The organism is Bacillus sp. G16, assembly GCF_021282335.1.
Lineage (GTDB): Bacteria > Bacillota > Bacilli > Bacillales > Bacillaceae > Bacillus > Bacillus inaquosorum.
Map to the genome: position 1 here is coordinate 41,536 of NZ_JAJSOZ010000006.1, position 23,266 is coordinate 64,801.

At 37.5% G+C, this 23,266-nt stretch carries 22 protein-coding genes and 4 pseudogenes; 11 read left to right on the forward strand and 15 right to left on the reverse strand.

Annotated elements, in window-relative coordinates; translation table 11 throughout:
* Positions 1-12: 12 nt before the first annotated feature.
* Positions 13-696 (forward strand): SOS response-associated peptidase, encoded by a 684-nt coding sequence (locus LWH95_RS08905; protein WP_232919373.1) that lies wholly within the window; start codon positions 13-15, stop codon positions 694-696.
* 421 nt (positions 697-1,117) lie between these two features.
* Here LWH95_RS08905 and LWH95_RS08910 read toward each other — a convergent pair whose 3' ends face one another.
* Positions 1,118-1,600, reverse strand: coding sequence for a DUF4944 domain-containing protein (locus LWH95_RS08910; protein WP_232919374.1), 483 nt, complete (start codon positions 1,598-1,600; stop codon positions 1,118-1,120).
* Positions 1,601-1,835: 235 nt separating this feature from the next.
* Here LWH95_RS08910 and LWH95_RS08915 point away from each other — a divergent pair, with 235 nt between their 5' ends.
* The 3 genes and pseudogenes from LWH95_RS08915 to LWH95_RS08925 all read left to right on the forward strand — a co-directional run.
* Complete coding sequence (locus LWH95_RS08915; protein ID WP_232919375.1) at positions 1,836-2,951, forward strand: Rap family tetratricopeptide repeat protein; 1,116 nt, start codon at positions 1,836-1,838, stop codon at positions 2,949-2,951.
* Positions 2,948-3,070: a PhrK family phosphatase-inhibitory pheromone gene (locus LWH95_RS08920; protein ID WP_232919376.1), complete on the forward strand. Its 123-nt coding sequence runs from the start codon at positions 2,948-2,950 to the stop codon at positions 3,068-3,070. Before LWH95_RS08915 ends, LWH95_RS08920 begins: the two co-directional genes overlap by 4 nt.
* A gap of 216 nt (positions 3,071-3,286) precedes the next feature.
* A pseudogene (locus LWH95_RS08925) lies at positions 3,287-3,502 on the forward strand (hypothetical protein); the annotation flags it as partial.
* Positions 3,503-3,599: 97 nt separating this feature from the next.
* Here LWH95_RS08925 and LWH95_RS08930 read toward each other — a convergent pair.
* From LWH95_RS08930 to LWH95_RS08940, 3 genes are all read right to left on the reverse strand, one after another.
* Positions 3,600-3,794: a hypothetical protein gene (locus LWH95_RS08930; RefSeq protein ID WP_003241855.1), complete on the reverse strand. Its 195-nt coding sequence runs from the start codon at positions 3,792-3,794 to the stop codon at positions 3,600-3,602.
* Between the two features lie 66 nt (positions 3,795-3,860).
* Positions 3,861-4,355 (reverse strand): hypothetical protein, encoded by a 495-nt coding sequence (locus LWH95_RS08935; RefSeq protein WP_232919470.1) that lies wholly within the window; start codon positions 4,353-4,355, stop codon positions 3,861-3,863.
* A gap of 104 nt (positions 4,356-4,459) precedes the next feature.
* The gene (locus LWH95_RS08940) at positions 4,460-5,371 is read right to left on the reverse strand and encodes a VanW family protein (protein WP_232919378.1); all 912 of its coding nucleotides are present in this window, start codon (positions 5,369-5,371) and stop codon (positions 4,460-4,462) included.
* 357 nt (positions 5,372-5,728) lie between these two features.
* On the opposite strand from LWH95_RS08940, the gene LWH95_RS08945 reads away from it, so the two are divergent.
* The 3 genes and pseudogenes from LWH95_RS08945 (at position 5,729) to LWH95_RS08955 (ending at position 7,367) form a co-directional block, all read left to right on the forward strand.
* Complete coding sequence (locus LWH95_RS08945; protein ID WP_225516891.1) at positions 5,729-6,211, forward strand: DUF2975 domain-containing protein; 483 nt, start codon at positions 5,729-5,731, stop codon at positions 6,209-6,211.
* A gap of 10 nt (positions 6,212-6,221) precedes the next feature.
* A pseudogene (locus tag LWH95_RS08950) lies at positions 6,222-6,478 on the forward strand (helix-turn-helix domain-containing protein).
* Between the two features lie 91 nt (positions 6,479-6,569).
* Positions 6,570-7,367, forward strand: coding sequence for a DUF817 domain-containing protein (locus LWH95_RS08955; RefSeq protein WP_232919379.1), 798 nt, complete (start codon positions 6,570-6,572; stop codon positions 7,365-7,367).
* 166 nt (positions 7,368-7,533) lie between these two features.
* On the opposite strand, the gene LWH95_RS08960 is transcribed toward LWH95_RS08955, so the two are convergent.
* The gene (locus LWH95_RS08960; protein WP_003241844.1) at positions 7,534-8,406 is read right to left on the reverse strand and encodes a LysR family transcriptional regulator; all 873 of its coding nucleotides are present in this window, start codon (positions 8,404-8,406) and stop codon (positions 7,534-7,536) included.
* A 101-nt stretch (positions 8,407-8,507) separates the two neighbouring features.
* Here LWH95_RS08960 and LWH95_RS08965 point away from each other — a divergent pair, with 101 nt between their 5' ends.
* Both LWH95_RS08965 and LWH95_RS08970 read left to right on the forward strand, forming a co-directional pair.
* Positions 8,508-9,386, forward strand: a complete 879-nt coding sequence (locus LWH95_RS08965) for a DMT family transporter (protein ID WP_003241842.1) — start codon at positions 8,508-8,510, stop codon at positions 9,384-9,386.
* Between the two features lie 344 nt (positions 9,387-9,730).
* Positions 9,731-9,961 (forward strand): hypothetical protein, encoded by a 231-nt coding sequence (locus LWH95_RS08970; RefSeq protein WP_148981872.1) that lies wholly within the window; start codon positions 9,731-9,733, stop codon positions 9,959-9,961.
* 182 nt (positions 9,962-10,143) lie between these two features.
* Here LWH95_RS08970 and LWH95_RS08975 read toward each other — a convergent pair whose 3' ends face one another.
* From LWH95_RS08975 to LWH95_RS08985, 3 genes are all read right to left on the reverse strand, one after another.
* Positions 10,144-10,596, reverse strand: coding sequence for a hypothetical protein (locus LWH95_RS08975; RefSeq protein ID WP_019258613.1), 453 nt, complete (start codon positions 10,594-10,596; stop codon positions 10,144-10,146).
* Positions 10,597-10,926: 330 nt separating this feature from the next.
* Positions 10,927-11,829 carry a CPBP family intramembrane glutamic endopeptidase gene (locus LWH95_RS08980; RefSeq protein WP_232919380.1) on the reverse strand — a complete coding sequence of 301 codons (903 nt, stop codon included), beginning with the start codon at positions 11,827-11,829 and terminating at the stop codon, positions 10,927-10,929.
* 271 nt (positions 11,830-12,100) lie between these two features.
* Complete coding sequence (locus LWH95_RS08985; protein WP_232919381.1) at positions 12,101-12,733, reverse strand: type 1 glutamine amidotransferase family protein; 633 nt, start codon at positions 12,731-12,733, stop codon at positions 12,101-12,103.
* A 372-nt stretch (positions 12,734-13,105) separates the two neighbouring features.
* Between LWH95_RS08985 and bla the strand changes: the two genes are divergently transcribed.
* Complete coding sequence (gene bla / locus LWH95_RS08990) at positions 13,106-14,029, forward strand: class A beta-lactamase (protein ID WP_232919472.1); 924 nt, start codon at positions 13,106-13,108, stop codon at positions 14,027-14,029.
* A gap of 52 nt (positions 14,030-14,081) precedes the next feature.
* Here bla and LWH95_RS08995 read toward each other — a convergent pair whose 3' ends face one another.
* From LWH95_RS08995 to ppsA, 5 genes and pseudogenes are all read right to left on the reverse strand, one after another.
* The gene (locus tag LWH95_RS08995; protein WP_232919473.1) at positions 14,082-14,489 is read right to left on the reverse strand and encodes an SMI1/KNR4 family protein; all 408 of its coding nucleotides are present in this window, start codon (positions 14,487-14,489) and stop codon (positions 14,082-14,084) included.
* 474 nt (positions 14,490-14,963) lie between these two features.
* Positions 14,964-15,584: a lytic polysaccharide monooxygenase auxiliary activity family 9 protein gene (locus LWH95_RS09000; protein ID WP_232919382.1), complete on the reverse strand. Its 621-nt coding sequence runs from the start codon at positions 15,582-15,584 to the stop codon at positions 14,964-14,966.
* Between the two features lie 1,244 nt (positions 15,585-16,828).
* A pseudogene (locus LWH95_RS21795) lies at positions 16,829-16,913 on the reverse strand (PEP-utilizing enzyme); the annotation flags it as partial.
* A 524-nt stretch (positions 16,914-17,437) separates the two neighbouring features.
* Complete coding sequence (locus LWH95_RS09010) at positions 17,438-17,950, reverse strand: GNAT family N-acetyltransferase (protein WP_003241824.1); 513 nt, start codon at positions 17,948-17,950, stop codon at positions 17,438-17,440.
* A gap of 307 nt (positions 17,951-18,257) precedes the next feature.
* Positions 18,258-20,870 carry a phosphoenolpyruvate synthase gene (gene ppsA / locus LWH95_RS09015; protein ID WP_232919384.1) on the reverse strand — a complete coding sequence of 871 codons (2,613 nt, stop codon included), beginning with the start codon at positions 20,868-20,870 and terminating at the stop codon, positions 18,258-18,260.
* A gap of 814 nt (positions 20,871-21,684) precedes the next feature.
* Here ppsA and LWH95_RS09025 point away from each other — a divergent pair.
* On the forward strand, positions 21,685-22,035 hold the full coding sequence (locus LWH95_RS09025; RefSeq protein ID WP_084995836.1) for a DUF2200 domain-containing protein: 351 nt from the start codon (positions 21,685-21,687) through the stop codon (positions 22,033-22,035).
* A 279-nt stretch (positions 22,036-22,314) separates the two neighbouring features.
* Here LWH95_RS09025 and LWH95_RS09030 read toward each other — a convergent pair.
* Positions 22,315-22,597 (reverse strand): annotated as a pseudogene (locus LWH95_RS09030) (T7SS effector LXG polymorphic toxin); the annotation flags it as partial.
* A 97-nt stretch (positions 22,598-22,694) separates the two neighbouring features.
* Positions 22,695-23,249, reverse strand: a complete 555-nt coding sequence (locus LWH95_RS09035; RefSeq protein ID WP_232919475.1) for an SMI1/KNR4 family protein — start codon at positions 23,247-23,249, stop codon at positions 22,695-22,697.
* Positions 23,250-23,266 lie beyond the last annotated feature (17 nt).

Genomic DNA, 23,266 nt, shown 5'->3' on the forward strand with positions numbered 1-23,266 from the left:
AGGATGATGGACATGTGCGGCAGGTTTACTTTATTCTCTGCATTTGAAGATATTATTGACCACTTTGACATCAATCAATTTTTACCTAAAGACGAATACCATCCAAGCTATAATGTCGCTCCATCACAAAGCATCCTGGCAATCATCAATGATGGATCAAATAATCGCCTAGGCATGATTAGATGGGGTCTTATTCCTCCCTGGGCAAAAGATGAAAAGATCGGCTATAAAATGATCAACGCACGAGCTGAAACATTACCCGAGAAACCGGCCTTTCGAAAACCGCTTGTCAGCAAACGCTGCATCATTCCAGCCGACAGTTTTTATGAATGGAAACGGCTTGATCCCAAAACCAAAATTCCGATGCGGATCAAGCTGAAATCATCTGCTCTTTTTTCGTTTGCCGGCTTATATGAAAAGTGGAAAACAAACCAAGGGACCCCTCTTTACACCTGCACAATCATAACAACTAAGCCTAATGAACTCATGAAAGATATACACGACCGAATGCCGGTTATATTGACTCATAATCATGAAAAAGAGTGGCTGAATCCTCAACATACAAATCCTGATTATCTGCAAAGCTTACTTGTGCCTTATGATGCTGATGACATGGAAGCATATCAGGTTTCATCATTAGTGAACTCACCTAAAAATAATTCATCTGAGCTTCTTGTTGCACAGAATCGTATGTAATGATTGAATTTCTATATCATAAGATTTTGTAAATAAGCTTTAGTCCTTAGTGCCGATCTATTCTGGTTTTAATGAATATTTAGTACACAGATCAATTAGTTTTTTAATACGATTGATAATTTCATTACTAAAAAATAATATTATTATGTAAACCGTAAATAAATAAGCAATGTAAACCCCGTAAGGAGTTTACATTGCTTATTTAAACTTAATCCTTGCAGAAAATCGCTTTATTGATCAACTTTGTCAGAAAAATAACTGAACCACATTAAACTTATGAAGCCTGCAGCACCTATGATTGTAAATTGGTTGCTTTTCCAAAACAGTAAACACCTCAACAAGTTTTTTATTTCAGCCTATGCAGGGGAATCATATTGCTGTGCCTAGAGATCCGCAAATAAAAAAGTGGCCATCATCACCGTTATCTTTTATACCATAGCTTCTTATGTAATTTGATTTCTTCTGTTTGTTTTTTCTCGTCTGTCTTCCACTCCACTTTAACTAATACATCATGTCCTATCACTTCATCTTCAGGCATAAAATCAAAGGTAGCGATATGGTCTTCCATGTGTCCTCCACCTGGCATTTCTTCGCCTGTATACTCTGATAAAGCAAAATCTTCTCTGTCATCATACTTTTTCCCATCTATGAACAAGGTGATTTTTTCAACAACAGTCCTCTTTTCGTCTTTCTTACTCCCCTGCCAATACAAATTTAGAAAGTAATTAGGTCCAATTGACGTCTTGTCTGATTTTTCAAGGTTAGAAACCCACAGTCCGCTTCTTCCGCTGCCCTCATATTTCACTTTGTTTCCTGAGATCATTACAATGATTGCTACGATGCAGATTATTAAGAATGCAGCAATCATCAATAGCCATTTTTTAATGTTGTTCTTTTTTCTCATGATTTTCCTCACTTCCCTCATACTTAGTAGGAAAATGGGGTCAAAATGTTACTGATAAGAACTTAAATTAAAGCGTTACAGGGGCAAGATTAAAACTTATGACATGCTCTTACATGCATTTTTTGTTTCATAGAGTCAATTACCTTCAAAACAATTACATTCTTTAACAAAATTCCCTATGATTGTGGTAATATCTTGATGAGATATTTTCGAATTTTGAGAAAGAGGGGTTTAGATGAGCAAGATTGCTTCAGAAGTTGTTGCTACTGCGCTTAATGATTGGTACATTGCTATAAAGAAACAGAAGGTTAATGAATCAATCAAGTATTACTCAGAAATAAAAAAACAATTTGATGATATGGAAGAAGATCAGGAGGTTCTTGCATATTACAGTTTATTAGAAGAAAGACATAAGATGTTGTTACACTCATCACGAGGAGAACCATTACAAAAGCACACTTACTTTACTGAAGACAATCAAGCCTTTATTAAGAAAACCAACGACAAATTGGAATACAATTTTTATTTATTTGAAGCCATGTACGAAGCGTATAACAAAAATTACGATCGAGCTATTAATTTATACGGATTAGCAGAGAAAAAACTTGCAGAAATTCCAGATGAGATCGAAGCAGCTGAATTTTACTCCAAAGTCTCCTACCTTTACACTCTCGTTAAACAAAGTGTTGTATCGCAACACTACATAAAAAATGCCATCGCTATATATAAGCGATACCCTGATTACAAGTGCAAACTGGCTGTATCATTAATGATTGCAGCAGCAAACTATGCTGATATTAGACGATTTGAAGAGTCAGAAGAATATTATCTGGAGGCAATAAACATTGCTAAGGAAGTAAAAGATGAATTTTTGGAAGCACAGTTATATCACAATCTCAGTATCGTTTATTCTGACTGGAACAAATCCAATGAGTGTATTGAGTCTCTTGAAAAGGCTTTAGCAGAGGAATCTTGGGCAGATTCAATTTATTATACCCATTCAATATTCATGATGATTAAAGAACAATTTAAAATTGACGAAAAAGCGAAAGCCATTCATTTTTACAATAAAGCACAGGAAAGACTCATATCAATGGAGAATAACATATACGAAGCCAAAATCAGCATCTTATACAACCTTTATTGCGGTGAATTAAAAAACAACTTTAAAAATTGCATAGATCATATTGAATTTTTGAAACAACAAAATGACCTTGAAAGTGTTGATGAATTAGCTTACTTAGCCGCAAAAAGATTTGAAACAATAGGTGCTTTTGAAGAGGCTGCAAGCTTTTTCAATGAAAAGATTTGGGCTGAACAGAAAATGAATCAGGTGGAGGGAATCTTATGAAAAAACTAGTGCTTTGCGTGTCTATTTTAACTGTGATATTAAGTGCAGTAGCTTTAACGCAATTGAGTACAGATTCACCATCTAGCATCCAAGTTGCTGAAAGGCCAGTCGGAGGTTAAGGATAAGATCAATGAATATAGCCCACCTCATGAGAGTGGGCTTTTTGTTTTTTCATTACTCCAAACTCGCTATATCTTAAGGCGAATAAGTACCTATTATATAATTAGACCCTTTAATTCTTATCAGAGAACTACAAAATGATAAAATGTTATCACGACTTATTAACAGTTAAAAGAGGGATTAATTTGAAAGAAAAATTATATTCATGTTTAATTTTAGGCTTTATTGTAACTCCGGATCATTTAATCGAGGCTGCATTTCAATTGTATCGTAAACAATGGATTGAGTCTGGTATGAAAATTGCTCATCCTGAAGATATTCCTGAAGAATATAAAAACGGTGATTGCTTAAAATTTCAAGTTCTGTTGAAACAATTGAAAAACCTAAATCTTGACTTAGAAAATTTTGAAATTGACGGCTTTCATGTTTAACTGCGTTGCATGTTTTTCAAAGGTGTAACTGTCTTTTTCTTTGTAATTTTAAGCTGCAGGAAATGATCCATCGGCTTGGTCATTTCGATACCTTTCTTTATTCGTATTCAATAAAGACTTTGTGATCATCGACAAACATTTCACTTCCATCGGATAAGTGTATCCAAAAAGCTTCCTCTGGTTCTTCTCTATAGTCATAAATCGCAGTAACTTTGACGTTTGACTCGTCTTTGATTGGTTTTCCAACTGTTATTTTCGTTTTTTCCTCTGGCAAAGTAATGGATCTAATCATCAAAGCCCTCCCATCATTTTTGTTTTACTCTCCCCTTTCCTTTCTGGAAATATGCCGCTTTAAAGCCTAATTAACGCCATCTTCAGTAAATTTAAAGGTTTGTTTTAAGTGGCGTCCTTCTTTCCCCTTTTGTGTCCAAATAATATCAACTTCTAATTCAGAAGCCTTATCTGCCAGCATAAAATGCTTGAACCTCAACGGCGAACCATCGTTTAAACTGTCAGCTAACGTTTTAGAATCTTCTTTTTGTTTTATACAATTTTCATCAGGACAACCAAAAAGTGAAAACCTTGTGATTGAATCAGGGTCATTTCTATACAGTTGCACATCCACTGTAGCTGCTTTTTCCCCTATGTTTTTGACTTCCAAGGAATATACTTTATATTCCCCGTTTTGAGGGCTCGCAAATTCCTTTACATTCTTTGCTTCACTTACTTTTACTAACCACTGGTCTGTTTTTTGTGTAATGGGCAACACCGTAAAAGTCAGGGCTTGCGCTTTTGATTGAACAAAGGTAAATCCAAATATTAAAACACATAAGGAAAATAATACCCTTTTCACTTTTTTTATCCCTTCTTTCTTTTTCATTCGCTTTTCAATAAAAGTGTGTCTTAGACATGATGTTGAGCAGTTTACAAGCTCTTAACCATCTAAGGGTATGTGCCTTACCGCTCGTCATTTATTTCTTTCGGTATCTGAGATGGTGCTTTAGGAACTTTTCGCAGTTTGTTATTGATCACATCAGAAGAGTAGAGCGTAACAACCATACTCCCCCCACGCCGTTTTGCCCGAATGAGTATTGGTTGATTATATTGGTTTTGAAAGAGAAAGTCTGGACCTCCCCAGCTTACTGTAGCATCACGTCCGGGAGGAACATATGGCACGCTTCTTGTATGAGAATAGCGCTGAACAATTCGCAGCCCCGCACGATCAACAGCATTAAATAGTGTTGATGATACCTGACAAATTCCTCCGCCCACGCCTTCAGATAACTCACCTTTAACGATAATGGGCGCACTCTTATAGCCTTTGTCCCGCGTTCTCATTCCAACAACTTGATTAAATGAAAACGTCTCATTAGGGAAAACAACATGGTTGTCAATTGCTTTAGCAGAAAGTGAAATATTGTGGGAACGGCTTTCATTGCTCGAATTAAAATAAGTTACGTACTGACCGAGCTTCTGCGTACTGATGTGAGCAAGCAATTCGCTGTCAACTTTCGGATAAATATTCAATTCAGGCACTTCTACCTTGGAGGGGCCTTGGCCGTAGAAATAAGCATAAAACTTTTCCATAAATGGCTGTTGATACAGTTTGTAACCAACCCTGCCCGGGATGATGTTCCCCTGATCGTTAACTGCAGCATTTATCGGCTCACGGTAAATTTGCTGATCGAGCTGCAAGATGAACTTACGGTACTTTTCATGGTCAATCAGCGGCGTACCGGGAAGAGGCATCGTAAAGTTTTCACGGTTAACAGTGGCAATCGTCCGTCCCTCTTGTGTGACCGTTAAGCTGTCAGGCTGTTCGCTCGGCTGAGCCAATAATAATAGACCAGTGATCCAAATTTGTATCATAAGTCGGTTTACCTCCCGACCATTAGTATGAACAGCAGCATATCCTTTGATGTATTTCTTCCCATCGTTTGTTTGAATATTTAGATGTTGATTTAAGCAATAAAAAAGCCCTCATAGAGAGCTATATCTTTAATTGTTCACATCAACCCGAGCTCACTGAAACACACGGTTTAAATCGTTGAACAAGTTTAAAATGATAGAGCATCTCCCTCGCATGAGGATGCCTTTTTGTTCCTGTCTAAATAAAAAGATCATTTTATAACAACAATAAAATAATCCTTTTCAATATTTTTTTATTGTAAAACGATAAATTGTGTGTTAAATTCAATTTGACAATAAATTAGTGAGGTGCTTTTTATGAATCGAGTGTCAACACTCTTTTTAAAGATTGCTGTTATTCTAATTGGAATTCCGATTCTTGCTTTGTGCATTTTTGTGGTGCCTAAGATAGCCAATTATACAGCAGAATTATTTCCAAATATGGCTTATATACAATATCTCGTTTTCATCTTTTTGTATGGAGCGGCGATACCTTTTTACTTTGCTCTTTATCAAGCGTTTAAGCTTTTAAGCTATATCGACAAGAACAAAGCTTTCTCTAAAATTTCTGTAAGAGCTTTAAAGAATATTAAATACTGTGCGGTCACTATCAGTATCTTGTTTGCGGCAGGCATGCCATTCTTTTATCTCATGGCCGAGGTAGACGACGCCCCGGGTATCATTGTCATCGGATTGGTCATTATTTTTGCTTCAATGGTGATAGCAGTCTTTGCTGCTGTTCTTCAAAAACTGTTAAAAGAAGCGATTGATATAAAATCAGAAAATGACTTAACGGTCTGAGGTGATGAACATGGCAATTATTATCAATATTGATGTGATGCTTGCTAAAAGGAAAATGAGCGTAACAGAGCTTTCGGAGAGGGTTGGCATAACGATGGCTAATCTTTCTATATTGAAAAACGGAAAAGCAAAGGCCATTCGATTATCAACCTTAGAAGCGATTTGTAAGGCTTTAGAATGTCAGCCCGGAGATATTCTGGAATACCGAAATGAAGAAGACACACAGGATTCATAAAGAAGAAATATTTATCATCAAAAGAAAAATAAAGTGATTTGGCGGTGATCCTATGGACGTAACTCTATGTCCATCTAAGCGTGCCTTACATATATCCAGAAAAAAACTTGGGGGGCACACATCATGAGAGCTCTAAAACAACTCGTTCGTTTTGGTTGGGAACAGGCCCTTTCATGTTTGTTTCCTGTCGTTATTTTTGCCTCTTTGGCTATTACACAAATCATCCCTCTTCCCTTCTTGCCGCGGTATGACTGGCTGCTCATCATCTGCGTTCTCATGCAGTGGTGGATGGTGCGTTCCGGGCTTGAAACACGGGATGAATTAAAAGTGATCACCTTGTTCCACCTAATTGGACTTGCTCTTGAACTTTTCAAAGTGCATATGGGCTCCTGGTCTTATCCAGAAGAAGGATATTCCAAAATGTTTGGGGTGCCTTTATATAGCGGCTTCATGTACGCAAGTGTAGCCAGTTATCTATGCCAGGCGTGGAGAAGGCTTAATGTTGAACTGGTCAAGTGGCCGCCGTTTTTTGTAGTTGTACCGCTTGCGGCTGCGATTTATTTGAATTTTTTCACCCACCATTATTCGATTGACATTCGCTGGTGGTTATCTGGACTTGTCATCTTTGTCTTTTGGCAATCATGGGTCATATACGAGGTGAATGGAACTCGCTACCGTATGCCGCTTGCACTTTCTTTTGTGCTCATCGGATTTTTTATATGGATAGCCGAAAATATCGCAACCTTTTTCGGGGCTTGGACATATCCAAACCAAACTGATGCATGGAGTCTCGTTCATCTAGGAAAGGTGAGTTCATGGCTTTTATTAGTGATTGTTAGCTTTCTTATAGTTGCAACGTTAAAACAAGTAAAGGAACAGAATTCCACAAAGGCAGAAACTGCCAATTTTTATAACTGTTAAAACCCTTTTTAAAAAAGTCTTGGTCCTGCGAATGGCAGGGTCAAGACTTTTTCAGGTTGAAGCTCTCCTAGCGCACAAAGTTTCAATAAGATACTGGGAAAAAGCAACGTTCGAATTGTTGCTTTTTTCTTATGATTGATCGCCTTATGTTTTTTTGTGTACGGATTTAAATCACGTCTGCTTTCAAGACCTTGATAAACTCTTGCGCCGCCGGCGTTATTTCATCAAATGAATGCGCGATAACGCCAATATCGCGGGTGATCCGCGGAAAGATGTCTTTTTTGATCAATTGATGCGGGACAGATGACAGTGTAAAGTTTGAAATAATGCCTATGCCCAAGTTGTTTTTAACCATATTGATCAAGGTTTCGGCATTTTGCACAGTTAAGTTTTCCTTTAATTCAATGCGGTGCTGCTGAAACGTGTTTGACATCGCAATTTCATGACCGCCTTTGCAAAAAATAAGGTCATCTTGATATGTTTTGAGGTCGACATGCTTTTCCTGTTTTAATTCGTCATATTGCGGCGGGATGACAGCCACCATATAGTCTTTGCACAATAGTTGATGGTCAAACGGTTCAAATGGAGATGCTGCGACCCCAATATCAACCGTCCGATCCTCGACCCATCCTTTGATTTGATCAGAGGTCCCTTCGACCAATTCTATGCGGATCAGCGGGTAGTTTGATCTGAATGCCGCAATCGCCTGCGGCATGATAATTGTTGAAACAGCAGGAAATGAACCGATTTTCACCTTCCCGCTTAGCAGCTTGTTTTCCCGGTTGGCTACTTGATATATTTTGCTTTCAATCCCCTTCATTTGCCTCGCCAGCAGTAAAATTTCCTTTCCGACATCAGTCAGCATTAAACCATGATGTTTATCTCTGATCAATAATTTCAGCTGCAGCGAGCTTTCCAGATTTTTAATCGCTTTGCTAACCGCTGGCTGAGAGATGAACAATTCTTTTGCCGCTTCTGTAATATTCAATTTCTCCCCGACTTTTACAAATATGTGAAGATGGTTCATGTTCATAACCATTTGGTTATACCCCCGATAATAAAAATGTATTTCAGTTATATATAAATGTAACATATGATAGAAACCAGCACGAATATTTAAACAAGAAAGGCGGCTTTATAATGGTAAAAGTCATGCTGGGAATCATATCTGTCACACTTATTTGGGGCTATACTTGGGTAGCGATGAAAGTAGGAATACATGACATCCCTCCGCTTTTGTTTTCGGCTTTGCGCCTGTTTATCGGGGCGGTTCCTTTATTTCTCATTCTCTTCATTCAAAGAAAGAAACTTTCAATAGGAAAAGCACATGTCAAAAGCTATATTATCATGAGCCTGCTGATGGGTCTGGGCTATATGGGGATCTTAACGTATGGAATGCAATTTGTTGATTCAGGAAAAACCTCTGTTTTGGTGTATACGATGCCTATATTTGTTACGGTGATCAGCCATTTTACATTAAACGAAAAAATGAATGTGTATAAAACGATCGGGCTGATAAGCGGCTTCTTTGGACTTTTATTTATATTTGGAAAAGAAATGTTGCATGTCGATCAAAGCGCTTTATTTGGAGAACTATGCGTCCTTGCGGCAGCGCTTAGCTGGGGAATCGCAAATGTGTTTAGCAAACTTCAATTCAAGCATATCGATATCATTCATATGAATGCCTGGCATCTTCTGATGGGAGCCGTCATGTTATTGGTTTTCTCCTTTATATTGGAACCGGTCCATTCAGCCAAGTGGACATATCAGGCGGTATGGTCATTGGTGTTTAATGGTTTGCTTTCTACCGGCTTTACATTTGTCGTATGGTTTTGGGTGCTCAATCAAATCGAAGCGTCAAAAGCATCCATGGCACTAATGTTCGTTCCCGTATTGGCTCTATTCTTTGGATGGCTGCAATTGCACGAACAGATCACCATAAACATCATCATCGGCGCAATGCTGATATGCTGCGGCATCTTTATGAATACATTTAAATTTTCACGTCAGAAAGTGTGAATGCATATACATTTCTCGGGAGTGATATTTAGTAATAACAATTTGCCAAAGCCTTTAGAGAAAATGAAAGATTTTTATACAACGTTTTTCATAAAACCGAAAACGACAAATACATCAATCCAAAAAATAATTTGAAACTATTTCATACAGCTTCAATCAGGAACCCGGCTTGAGCAAATAAGACGGTCGGATCTGATGCAGGGAAAATGAAAAAGAGCATGTAAATTAATGCTCTTTTTGTTTTAAATTTATTTAAAATACTTCTTTATCTTGATCCCTTTGCCTCTCCAATAAAAGAATGTAACGTGTTAAGGTTTAATAAAAACTTCATTAGGAGTGGTTCTTTGCTTAAAGCTTCAAAAATTTTTATTTCATGTGCAGCTTTGATACTATGTGTGTATTCTCTATATAGTCAAAGTGAATTCCTCTTGGTTTCTCTCCAAGTATTAGTTGCACTTCTCTTTGTTTTAGTGGGAGTGGAATCACTTTCAAAAAAACAAACAAGGTCAGGGTATTTGTTGTTCGGATCAGCGGCCTTTATACTTGTTGTGAACGTTGTAAAATACGTGATTTAAGTTAAACAAAGGAATGTGGAGTCCCAGAACCAATACATCACCGCAGCGACAATGCTCATTATCGATTCTTCGCTTATCGGTTTTTCGAAAGTTATTTTTGCATTCTCTTCAGGCAAAATAATCGATTTAATCATTCACTTCATTCCAAGTTTGTTTTACACGGTTGCGTCCTCAAGTAACTTCTAATTACAAGATTCAATATTACTCGTTAGTACACTTGGCCCCAACTTTTGAGTTCTAGAATGAGAAAGACGTACTTGAACTTTAACATTCTTCATTTCGGCTGTAATTAAGTCAAATCTTCCCGCCCAACTAGGGCTCTCTTCCTCAGGAGTAGGATAAAGTTTAAACCGCCAACTAATTTCACCGGGTTTAGAAGCAAATCCTTCATAACTGTCGTAATTTCCATAAGAAGATGGTTCGGGAAGGTGGACAGCAAGAATGCTTATATTCGTTCTGGCAGCACTCGGTGGATTTAATTGCACCTTATAGATTAATGCCACACCTTTTGCATTTTTAAGGTTTTGATCCACCGGTTCCAGTATTACACTACAAGGCATTGAATTAGCATTTACTTGAGTTGGATAAGCAACAACAGCAGACAATAAGGATATAACTAAAATAAATCGTTTCACTGGATATCCCTCACAATTTTTTTAGTTAATTTCCCTTATTTCTGGATTGATTATTCAGTGCTCGATGTTCACAGACTTTATCCATTATTTTGTTTTTGTAGAAATCCCATTTATTTTCTTTTAACAATTATTTCGACTTCATCACCTTCAATAAGCTCAAAACTGTCTGGCACATTTCATTCTGTTAATATATCGATTCCGGTTCATAACTCACCTGCATCATGCATTACGAATTTTCATCTTTTACACACCATACTTCATTATCATTTTATAAATCATAGTCTAGTTGATTAAATTCGGAAGGATTAGAACTGATTCAATCTCAAATAATTAAACATCTTGGTCATCTCTCTTATTCTTGTTGTGCCTTTGAATAGTATTTCGGCGAGCTATTACTGCAGGTATTAATAGCAGAGTACCAACAATAAGCAACATAAAAAAGATTACAAACAACGCTCCTGTACCCGGCACAATTTCTTCATAGGTAATAAAGCGTTCATCCCCCTGCAGGACGAAGAACCTAGAATTTTCGAGAAAGGCTAGATGAAAGGCTATAGACGTCCATAAGCTTCCTGTTACAATGCGCAGAAGTTGAAGGATGAATCCAAAAGACAACAATAAAACAATGTAATCTAATGTGATAGCAGGTGATTCAATTCCTGCTATATATTGCAAACCACTTACAGTTAATGGTGCAAGCACAAACAGGATCGGCTGAAGGAGTAAAGATATGAAACAGTTAAACCGCCTGTTTAGAGCATTGTACACTGTCCCACGAAAAGTTAATTCCTCTGGAAAAGCTTCATAAAAGAAAGCGATAATCATGTTTAAGAGCAATACTGTAACCAAATGGGCAGAGAAGTGAAATTGTGCAACTTTGATCCAGCCCAATAAATGGGCAATAGTGAATCCGGATCCGGATAGAATAATCACATACATTGCTCCCATAATGGCTTTCGGAATGGCTTGCCGCCACCCAGACAGTCCGATAGAGTAGAATGGTCTACTAGAAAACCGCTTAAGAAGAATGTAGAGCAACGGGACAGTAATTAATGTCACTAAACCTGCTTGGATACCTTGCTGCAAAAGCTTGGAAGCTCCTGCTTGGCGGGCCATTGAACCGATTAAAGTAGCAAAAAACAAAGCAAAAACGAACGTTCCCCAGCTGAGCAAAATAGTTACCAACCATTTTGGATGATTGTTTTGTTTTCCGCTTTGGGTATGAAGGTGCATTTGGATACCCCTTTCACATCTTTATATAAGCACTAAACAAAAAAGCAAATTGTGCAACTTATATTTAAACTTTATTATCTCGATACGTTCCAGATGCAGTTATTGTTTCAAATTTCTGCATCCCCCTACTTCCTTCTGATTAAATTCAGCATAAAAAAGCGATCTGCTATTATATGTTTTCCTAATAAAAGGACATATAACAACATTCCAGGTTATTTAAAAACTATAATAAAAAAATGCCCCATAAGTTCAGGGGCATTTGGCAATGATTCTATTCATTTATTGTATTCATTAACTCGAAGAAATATTCAGGTTTATGGGTCTTATTTAGCTTATACCATGAATGCAATGTATCCGGTGCAAATACATCTAATTTTTTCAATACTTCCATCGCAAATTCCAGGGGAGCTATTCCTGATGCAGTAACCAAATTTTCATCAGATACTGCAGGTCCCTTCTCATATAATTTTTCTCCTTTATAAGTAGGACAAACCATTTTCATATACTCTAAGTCATTGCTTGTATGCTTTCTAGAATCTAAGTATCCATAATTCGCGAGGCCTTGGGTTGCACCACAAATGGCAGCAACAATCGTGCCAAGCTCTAAAGCTTCGCCAACTTTTTTCAAGATCGGTTGATGAGTATCTTCTCCCCAAGTATTCCCTCCGGGTAAAAATAAGAGATCTTCACTCTCAAGCGTACACTCATCAAGGGACATATCTGGTTTTATGCTGAGCCCTCCCATCGTCGTAATCATTTCTTTATTAACTCCTACTGTAACTACTTTTAAAGGGGCTACATCTTTTTTGAAATATCTCCCTGAGTTTAGTTCAGCAATCAAATATCCATATTCCCAGTCTGACATTGTATCAAATACATAAAGATAAACTTTTTTTGTTTTCACTCATAACACTCCAATCCCAATTGATAAAGCCCATTGAATGACTTCGTGCCCACCCTTTTAAATAATGCCATACGGGTGGCAAATAGAAACAATTATAAAATCTCATGCTACACCTAACCTATTATCAATGATATAACATTTCACATAATGTTTACCTTTAAAATTTGTGTTTTTCTATTTTCTTATTCCTCTCTTTTCCCTCGTGACCCTAGTTCTCTTAACATATTAAAAATAAGAAAACGAAATGAATGAAAAGAGTTTTGTTAAACTAACTGTCATGAGGAACATTTCATGGAAATATATCGATTTTACTCCTATTTTTATGGTATTAATAGAAGGTGAATACAAAATCAATTGAATTAGGAGGCCTTGATTAATTTGAAAAATAAAGCGACATTAAAACTTGGAATATGTATTGGACTTTTATGTTTAAGCCTTACTGGTTTCAAACCCTTTGACGGATCAACGCATGCTGAAGCAAAAGCCATAGAAGACACAAAAATGACAAGCCGTATAACTATTAAAAAATTTGTTCAACTTGAGAAAAAATTTGATGCCAGGCTTGGCGTTTATGCAATTGACACAGGTACAAACAAGACTATCGCCTATCGGCCGAATGAACGGTTTGCTTACGCATCAACCTATAAAGTACTAGCCGCAGCTGCTGTCCTGAAGAAAAACTCAATTGAAAAACTTAATGAAGTCATCCACTACAGCAAAGACGATCTTGTTACATATTCTCCAATCACAGAAAAACACGTAGATACAGGCATGAGCCTGAAGGAAATCTCAGAAGCTGCTATCCGTTACAGCGATAATACTGCCGGGAACATATTGTTGCAACAACTTGGCGGCCCTAAAGGTTTCGAAAAGTCACTGAAACAGATTGGGGATCATGTAACCAAGGCTAATCGATTCGAGACGGATCTAAACTCTGCAGTTCCTGGGGATATTCGTGACACAAGCACCGCAAAAGCACTAGCAACCGACCTTAAAGCTTTCACAGTGGATAACACTCTCACGACTGATAAGCGCACGATCTTAACTGATTGGATGCGTGGGAACGCTACTGGTGACGAACTGATTCGGGCAGGCGCTCCTATAGGGTGGGAAGTCGGCGATAAATCTGGAGCCGGAAGTTACGGAACACGAAACGACATTGCTATCGTTTGGCCGCCTAATAGAGCTCCTATTATTTTGGCAATCCTATCAAACCGGTTTACGAAAGATGCTCATTATGATAATGCTCTTATTGCTGAGGCTGCAAAAGTCGTCCTTAACGATCTCAAATCGTAGATGAAGACTCCTTTTTGGAGTCTTCTTATTCTGAAACCAGTTTATAATACTCTTAGTTATTCGGACCCACTTCCCAATATTTCGTCCCGTTAAAAGACACTAACGTGTCAAACCATATCTCAAAATTGGAATCTAAGTTAACCGAGTCTTCAATATCATCAATTGAATCTAGATATAACATATAACCTAATCCGTTTCTTGATTTGTTTGTGTCAATGACATATCTTCCATCATAATGATATCCAATTAGGACGTATCCCTCGGGGAAATCTTGAACTCCATTATAATCAATAATTCCTTCTGTGCTAAGTAATTCAATACCGTCAAACATTTCCATCCCATTATGTTGTAACAAAAACTCTTTATAATCATTAGGGAATGTAACACCTAACTTCTTTTCTAAATTGCTAATTTCTTGAGGACTTGATGGATCTCTGAAACGAAAAGTAGCATCTTCCATGACATACCCACCATGATGGAACATAGGGAATGTACCATAATTAGAACCTGCTTTCTTAATACCATCGAGAGTCATGTGAACTAACTTTCCTTCTTCCATAAAAGCTCCTCCTTCGCAAATTACCCTACTAAATTTCACCATACAAAAGATTCTAAGAGGTGATTGAGATATTTAATGAAGCATTTACCAATAGACTTTTGGAGTACACTTCTATTAAGGTTAAAAAAAGATCGGCAGATGCACCAACATCTAACCGATCTGCAAGAATAGCTCCTCTTATAAGCTTCACAGGGACCCCATTTGATTCTGTAACTTCCATACTCAAACACTCTGTGTTCTCCCGGTTCCGTTACATTTCCCTTCATTGCTACAGTCAACACTTTACTAGCTGGTGATGGCTTATCTGATACACTTATCGCTTTTTCCATATAGTCATAACTGTTGTTAGCTATTAAAACTGTAGAGGGTTCAATATCATCGTTTTATGTTTACATCAATTACGTTATAAAAGGCATTAGAGGTATCCGCAACATCCCACACCCCTAGAATAACATGATAACCACTGCGATCAGTTGGTACATAAATCTTATGAGATAGATTAGTATCAGCCTTTGAACCATCGTGATCTACAGTTCCAATTAACTCAAACTCATCCCTTGTTAAAGGTTTGTTTGGATTCCAATCTTTCTTGGTTATATAATAGTGCCACTTTGATGTTGCGTGAGGAGCAGTATAGTGCCAAGTAAAGGTGTTTAGACCCCCACGTATGTTTTGTTTAACCCAATGATCTGCAGTCTGCCTGTCTAACCCAAAATCAATTTGACCCGAGCCTCCATTTGCTGATGCAATTTTCCCATCTGGTGGACCCGCGGACGGAAACCCTTTTGGTCCTTCTACCGATTGAGGATTATCAACTACGGAACCATATTTTTGAGTAGCTGCCGTCCAACCAATTATTTGTTTTTCTAATGATCCCATATACGCGCGACTAGCAGGTTCTTTTATATACCCGTGTGCAGATACATCACCTGCAAATAAAGTAGCACCAACACCTAGAACAGCAGTTAGAACAGCACCTTTGATAAAACCCTTCATTACTACCTCATTCCTCCCTTTGTTGTAAAATTTTTCTCTTTCCTACTATAATAATTCATTACATGTAAGGTAATCTCCTTCTTTATTTTTGATAACGTTTAAAGAACTTCATGTTCCCCGGCTTCTTTGTTCTTCAGCTTATTGACAAACCCTCTTTGCATACAGCTTTCCATTTCAGTCACAGATACCGAACACTTTATCAATCTCTTTTTGATCTTTTGGCAACTCTATAAAACACTTATCATCTCTAATATCATTTAACCCCATTTTCGTTGAGATCGGCTTTTCACATTGTTTACACTTTATTTGACCTCACCTTATTTTCTGATTAAAATTGTTGTTTTTATTGAGATTCCTCATTAAAAAAAGCGCTCTGCTTTCTGCTGCAGATGCGCTTCATCTCTCAATATATGGACATATACCATCATTCCAGATTATTCGTACTTAATAACTCTATCTTCTAGTTACTGAATCTTTCTTAAAAGCTTCTAACTGCTCAAACTTTTAAAAACTAAGACGGTATACCTCCAATATAATTACAACATAAACTAAGAAAATCCTATAACATTGTTTTTCGGGTTTGCAATGGATAGGAAAACTTAACAATTCTTTTCGAATTCGAAATAAAATGATAGTTTTATATTATTTTATGCGAGAAATTTTTGGTGAAAGATTAGCATTATTTATAGAAGAAATGAAAGAAATACTCAGCAAATATCCCGACATTCCCAAAATTTAAATGGCTATCATCCGGGACATTGATAAAACCAATCATAAGAAAAATGCAACCGTTTATCATTACGCTCTTTTACTATCAATTCCCGCTGAAGCAAAAAACAAGATACTTTGATACTTCTATAAGTCTCTTTCTTTTTAACAGAAACCGCAGATATAACAGCAGAAATAACTATCCGCTCCGCTTCTTATACACTCTCTGTAACATGGAGAATTAAAAAAGGAAGGTCGTTCATATACATAGGAGGAGCTTCCTGGATAAGTCCATGGATAAGGATTATATTCTTGTCGCTGATACAAATGGAAAGACGGGTAATAATACAACATGTTCAACTCCTTTTTCAGTTTCCAATATTATACTTATCTATACCCTTTTTAGGTGATTGTCTCTGTATAATTGGGTGGTTGCCTAGTGGATTTTTATTCTGCAAAGTCATGGGTGCATGTTCTATTTGACATTGCAGCTGAACTTAAAATCCATTCATCAAGATCTAGAATTTCACATAATCTTACGCACCATTCACCCTGATCCGCTGGCCATCTTTGATTTCTTCCGATGCGTTCTCTACTCCCGACGACGGCTGGGAGATCGTATTAAAAATCCTCAGCCATGGCGCTAGACCGGAGATTTTATATGTACCCTTCGTGATTAAAAAATTATATGTATTTAATTTCTGATGTAATTCATCTGGCTCTTTCACAGTTGCCTCCAAAATACTTTGCATTGTCCCAGCACAAGCTGTGAACCCCTGATTAGTTCACCCTTGGCTTATTTTTAATATCAATTAAGTAAGTCTCTGATGAGCAGTTTCATTAGATTATTTTCCACCCTCTTCTTTGATGTGTTTTTTAATGCTGCGAATGCTTCATTATTTTTAAAAAAGAGGTCATGGCTTTAAAGTATTAATTACCTCGAAAATCTCCATGCCCTCTGGAACATCCATATACCTTGATTAGTGAACTCACCTAAAAACAATTCGCCAGAGCTCATTGAATCCGATTAAGTACCACTACCATATTGCTTTATTATGGTGATATTTTGTTTGTATCGCCAATGTTGCTGTATTCAATAAAAGAACCTTTTGTTGAAGAAGTAAGACTTAAAAATTTTTAATAGATCATTTCCACTCTTCTTTTAAAATAGCGTAATAATATTCATCCCACCATTCATTGCCTTTGGGAATACATTTTTTAAAAAAGCCTTCTCTTCTCATTCCAATTTTCTCCATAACTCGGTATGATGGAATATTCTCAGGTTGACACGTAGCTATAATCCTATGTAAGTTCATTTCTTTAAATCCATATTCCAAGATAGCTTGTGCTGCTTCAGAAGCATACCCTCTATTTTGATAATTAGGATTAAACACCCATCCAATCTCATATGTATGTTCACCAAAATACTTTAAAAAAACAATATGCCCTATAAGACAACCTTCATCTATTAGTACTACTGGAAATTTCTCAGCGTTATCACCTTTGTTTTCAATTACAAATTCTTTTGCATCTTCTTCAGTAAAAACCCCTTCTGGTATATACTTCATCACATTAATATCTGATGTATACTCATATACAGCTTGCCAATCTTTGAATTCAAATTCACGTATCAGTAACCTTTTTGTTGTTATATGCATTAAAGTAACTCCCATCAAAAATACTTAAACCCAATCTTTATTTCGATATTAAGACAACAATAACCTCTTTAAATACTATCCTTATTCAACAATATGGCTCCTTACTTGAACAACTCAAGAAATTTTGACAGTGAACAGGCAATGGAATATGATTCACCATAATAAAACCCCCGCCCTTTTCTTTATTGGGGTGGGGTTTTTTCGTTCTAAGATAATATTAATCTTCCTTTGCTAATTCCATCAGCCTGCAACTCCTAGTTAGGGCATATGGGGGGGATATCTGATGGCTCGCTACACACATCAGCCATTATAATATTTCAATGTAGCCTTCTGTTCCATGAACACGAATTCGTTGCCCATCTTTTATCAGTCGGGTCGCATTTTCAACTCCAACAACTGCTGGTAAGCCATATTCACGCGCTATAACTGCTCCATGAGTCATCAATCCACCAACTTCGGTGACTAGGCCTTTTATGGATACAAACAATGGTGTCCAGCTAGGATCAGTAAAGGAGGTCACTAATATATCTCCCTCTTCTAGAACAGCATCTTCCATGTTTAAGATGACACGTGCTCGTCCCTCTATAACTCCGGACGAAACGGGTAGACCTACAATGGCTTCGGGTGGGAGATTTTCTCGTTTGTACTGACCTACAATGATTTCACCTTCAGACGTGATAACACGTGGTGGAGTTAGTTTTTCGTATAACTTGTACTCGTCTTTTCGTTTGCTGATGATCTGGTAATCCAGTTGATTTGTGCGTACGGCTTCGTGAAGTTCTTCAAACGTAAGATCGAATATATCTTCTTTTTCATGAATAACGCCCGCTAGTACGAGTCGTTCGGCTTCTTTTAGTAAAGCCTGCTTATAAACGAAGTAGCGATGAACCATGCCGTATTTTGGATATTCCCGGTAACCGCTGAAATTTCGGATCAGGTCGATCATCCGTTTTGTTTCTTTGGCTTTTTGATCACCATCCGGTAATTGCTTCAATCGATCTAATAACTCTAGCTCTTTTTGTAAAGCTTCCTGTCGCCCTTGCTCAAATTTCCGATGGCTGGCATTAGGCTTAAAGTTTTTGATGTTACCCAGAATCAACGGGACAAGTGTAATAGGTTTCTCGCTCCAACGAGTTCTAGAAATATCGATTTCCCCGACACATCGCATTCCGTATTTGCTGAGATAATCATAGATAGCGTCTCGGGTTTCCTGTCCACCATCCAACTTAAGCAGTTCATCTAAAAAGTGATCATCTTTTACATGTTGTAAATAATCAATGACTTCCGGATAAGGACGAATCACATCTGCGACATCTAATAGCGCCAGACCCATTTCCGAAGTAATATTGTTGGGGACAGATTGAGAAAGCGTATCTGCTGCGTTTTTTTCACCCAACCATTCGTTCATTTTTTCATTGATCCATGATGAAGCATTCATAGCAGCCATAATCACAGCCGAACTTTGCGGGTCAAACAAAATCTTCTTTAATTGCTGAATATCTTCCAAGATAAAATCAAATAAATCGGATCCTGATTTAATTTGGATGTCTTGTTTTAACTCTTCTATCGATATTTGACTGCGCTTAATCAGATCAGAAACGATGGTGGGGTCGTTTTCGATTAGTACTTGAGATCCCGCAGACGACATACTTTTATTACTTTTACCGGGACTCTGTTCTTTTTGATCATTTGGTAATGATTTTATAAAGTCTCGCTCTACGATGGTCATAAGTGCGTCTTTTAAGAGCGGATCGTGTTGTCCCATGCCATTTAATAAAAATTCTCTGCTCTCAGGTGATGCCAGATTATGTGTGACATCAACAAATAACCTTCCACCAGCTTTACGCATAGGTGCAGAAGTCGTCAACAGAAAAAAAGACAATCCCAGTGGTTTTATGGGATCCGTCATCATTTGTTGATGACCGACAGAGATATAGACGTGATTTTCCTGATGATCCGCTTCAGGGATCGGATATAAAGTCGTGATTGGCCGACTCTGGACAATATAAAAAGTATCGTCAACCAAACACCATTCGATATCTTGCGGCTGGCCGAAATGAGCTTCGATCTGTCTTCCGATGCATGCCAGTTGTAAAATTTGTTCATCAGTCAGTGTTTGGGTCTTTTGCTGATCAGGATCGATCTGCTGTGTTTTTGTTCCGCCTTCTTTTCGTCCATAGATAGCCAATTTTTTGGCTGCTATCCTCTTATCGACGATTTGCCCATTCTTTACTTTATAACAATCGGCAGATACCAAGCCAGAGACCAGTGCTTCACCAAGTCCAAAACTGGCATCGATGGATAACACCTTTCGGTTGTAAGTAATTGGATCAGCGGTAAATAAAATCCCCGAAGTCTGTGGGAAAACCATCCTTTGAACGATAACGGATAAATAAACCTGGCTGTGGTCAAATCCATTTTGCATACGGTAGATCACCGCGCGATCCGTAAATAGGGAAGCCCAGCATTTGCTGATATGCTGCAAGATGGCATCAACGCCGATGATATTTAAATAGGTATCTTGTTGACCGGCAAAAGAGGCATGTGGTAAATCTTCAGCAGTCGCACTAGAACGCACTGCATAAGCATGTTCTTCCCCAAACCGGGAGATATTGTAAGCAACTGCTTTCACAACATCGGAAGGAATTTCCGCTTTTATAAGGATTTCCCGAATCTTCCCGCTGATTTCAGCGATTTGATCTCGATCTTCTACTTTTAACATGGTTAGCTGATCCAACAAAGCATGATACGTTTCGTTTTGTTCGATGGCTTTTTGAAACCCCACGGTTGTAACACAAAATCCTTCGGGTACTTGGATCCCTTCAATTTTTGATAATTCTCCTAAATTTAACCCTTTTCCGCCAACAACCATAAGCTGTGTTTTTTCCATTTCCTGAAAACCGAGAACCAATGAACTCATTCTACATCTCCCCTTCGAAAAAAATTGACAAGAGCTTCCCAGTATGATATAATTAAAATATATAGTGGATATCTATGTACTTTTATAAGGAAACAGACGTAGTCTGATTATATCAGCGTGTCTGGTTTTGTGCAATATAAAAAGAACCTGAGTAATTTTACCAGGTTCTTTCTTAATTTCCTGCTACCATTAATCACATTAAAACACTTGGTTCGCGCCGACTCCGTTGCTGCATAATCCCCTAAGGAAATCCTGAAGTTGGGTTCTTTTGAACTAACTTGCTTTGTTAGTTGAGTCCTTATTTATAAATTAATATTCCGACTTAGTTTTTGTATACGGAACTTCGAGTTATTTGAGACTCATAATGGTTAAAATACATAGCCTGGATATACTTATTACGAGTAATAAGTTCCGATCCCTTATAGGAACTTTATTCTAGAGAAAGAGCAATAAAAGTATTTACAAGAAAAAGATGATCAATAATCAAAACAACATCCAATTTTTATACTAGGTATTGTTTCGCTTCGTTTCACAACAACCTATTATCTTTGTTAACCATGCTTAAGTTGTGAGCTTTTTTTATTCTCGGGTTCAACTACCTCATTTTTCTCAAGTTTTTCACAGAATTACCAATAGATCTACTAGAGCTGTGTTATTTCCCCCACACCGTTATACCGTATATAAAAAAGTTGCACTCCTCCCCCCTTTTGGACATGATTGCCGAGGGAATCTTGACGTCTACAAACGGCTACTTTGTTTGTACTTTATATGTTTCGTGATATATTAAAGAAAACCATACAAGTGAGGATGTATCATGACAAAACATCAGATCTATACAATGAGTGTCGCAAGGGTCTATCCCCTATATGTTACGAAGGTGGAGAAAAAAGGACGTACGAAAACAGAAGTCGATGAAATCATCCGTTGGTTGACAGGATATAGCCAGGAAGAGTTAGAAGCGCAACTGGAAAAACAGGCAGACTTTGAGACCTTCTTTGCGGAAGCCCCCCAACTGAATCCTTCACGAGCTTTGATCAAAGGTGTGGTCTGCGGTGTCCGAGTGGAAGACATCGAAGAACCAACTATGCAGGAAATTCGTTATTTGGATAAACTGATCGATGAGTTAGCAAAGGGAAAAGCGATGGAGAAGATTTTGCGGAAATAATAATTAAAACGAATTCCGTATATAAAATATAAATGAAGGTGTTTTATATTGGCAATAATCTTGAAATTTCAGGCAAGAAGCAGAAAATGATCAAACTTTATTCCAAACCAACATTATTTTGAAATTATAACGACTAGGGCATTTGTGTATAGTATAATATCCCCTGTATATTAGGTTTGCTCACCCAAGGGAGTCTTGCTCATCCCCTAATGAAAGGGGTGAGCTTATTTCCAGTATTGATGCTAATGCTTGTTTATAATCGCCATACTCGGCCAAAGATATGTAAGCATCAGACATCTTGGCGTCTTCAAGTTTTGCAGAAACGCTGTCAAGAAAGCAATTTTCATATCGATATAGTCAATCCATTGTCTGTAACACCGATATGATCATGATAAGATGCATTGATGTTGTCAGCACCCTTGCCTGAGAACTCACTGTCATCCAGGTCAGCTACAGCTTTAAATGCTTTTCTGAGCGTAACCATTTGTGACCTTAGTTCCTTATACTCTTTGGTTCTTTTATCCGCTTCAGAGAGTAAAGATTCAGCTTCAAATACCTTCATATCATTCTCCTTCCAGCCTATTCTATGTAAATTTTACCACAATCAACTATTTCAATAACAGAAAAGACAGCCAAATCTGACTGTCTTATACATCGCATTATCTTGTTCTATAATAATTTTCTGCGGTATAATAGCGCCATTCCCAAAAAGTTGCACCATTGGATTGTATATACCGATCTAGAAATAGCTCAAAATTTAAATTTAATGGTGTATACTCCCCTATTTCTAATATAAAAAGATAGTTGGGATCCCCTTTATCCAATTTATCTTTGTCGATCATCAAATGACAACCTTCTAATAAGTGACCAATTGGGATACCATTGATGCCTTCAAACAAATCCTCATATTTTAATTCTTCTTCAATCTCTTCAAGGCTAAATAAATAAAGTCCTCCACCTATATTCTCCCCATCAGCGAGTATCTGAAAAATTTTCGCACCATTATGTAGTGTAATAAACTTCTGATAATCATCTGAAAGGGTAAGCTGGTGTTTAGCCTCAAAGCTTTGAATGTCATTCAGGGTTGCTTTGTCCTGTGAAAATGTAACAAGGAACTCCATGATATATCCTTCAGAACAAAACAATTTAATGGCTCCTTTTTCATCTAAGAGACTTTTCAAACCGTTTACTGTCTTATGAACAAAGTTAGTCAAATACATCACCCCATTAT

Bases quoted from the DNA above. Each gene is read 5' to 3' on its own strand.
- LWH95_RS08955 (WP_232919379.1), top strand. From the start codon at position 6,570: ATGAGAGCTCTAAAACAACTCGTTCGTTTTGGTTGGGAACAGGCCCTT.
- LWH95_RS08960 (WP_003241844.1), bottom strand. From the start codon at position 8,406: ATGGTTATGAACATGAACCATCTTCACATATTTGTAAAAGTCGGGGAG.
- LWH95_RS08980 (WP_232919380.1), bottom strand. From the start codon at position 11,829: ATGCACCTTCATACCCAAAGCGGAAAACAAAACAATCATCCAAAATGG.
- LWH95_RS08930 (WP_003241855.1), bottom strand. From the start codon at position 3,794: ATGATTAGATCCATTACTTTGCCAGAGGAAAAAACGAAAATAACAGTT.
- LWH95_RS09000 (WP_232919382.1), bottom strand. From the start codon at position 15,584: ATGAAGGGTTTTATCAAAGGTGCTGTTCTAACTGCTGTTCTAGGTGTT.
- LWH95_RS08905 (WP_232919373.1), top strand. From the start codon at position 13: ATGTGCGGCAGGTTTACTTTATTCTCTGCATTTGAAGATATTATTGAC.
- LWH95_RS08915 (WP_232919375.1), top strand. From the start codon at position 1,836: ATGAGCAAGATTGCTTCAGAAGTTGTTGCTACTGCGCTTAATGATTGG.
- LWH95_RS08995 (WP_232919473.1), bottom strand. From the start codon at position 14,489: ATGGAAGATGCTACTTTTCGTTTCAGAGATCCATCAAGTCCTCAAGAA.
- LWH95_RS08945 (WP_225516891.1), top strand. From the start codon at position 5,729: ATGAATCGAGTGTCAACACTCTTTTTAAAGATTGCTGTTATTCTAATT.
- LWH95_RS08965 (WP_003241842.1), top strand. From the start codon at position 8,508: ATGGTAAAAGTCATGCTGGGAATCATATCTGTCACACTTATTTGGGGC.
- LWH95_RS08910 (WP_232919374.1), bottom strand. From the start codon at position 1,600: ATGAGAAAAAAGAACAACATTAAAAAATGGCTATTGATGATTGCTGCA.
- LWH95_RS09025 (WP_084995836.1), top strand. From the start codon at position 21,685: ATGACAAAACATCAGATCTATACAATGAGTGTCGCAAGGGTCTATCCC.
- LWH95_RS08940 (WP_232919378.1), bottom strand. From the start codon at position 5,371: ATGATACAAATTTGGATCACTGGTCTATTATTATTGGCTCAGCCGAGC.
- LWH95_RS09010 (WP_003241824.1), bottom strand. From the start codon at position 17,950: ATGCATATAACAACAAAAAGGTTACTGATACGTGAATTTGAATTCAAA.
- LWH95_RS08920 (WP_232919376.1), top strand. From the start codon at position 2,948: ATGAAAAAACTAGTGCTTTGCGTGTCTATTTTAACTGTGATATTAAGT.
- ppsA (WP_232919384.1), bottom strand. From the start codon at position 20,870: ATGAGTTCATTGGTTCTCGGTTTTCAGGAAATGGAAAAAACACAGCTT.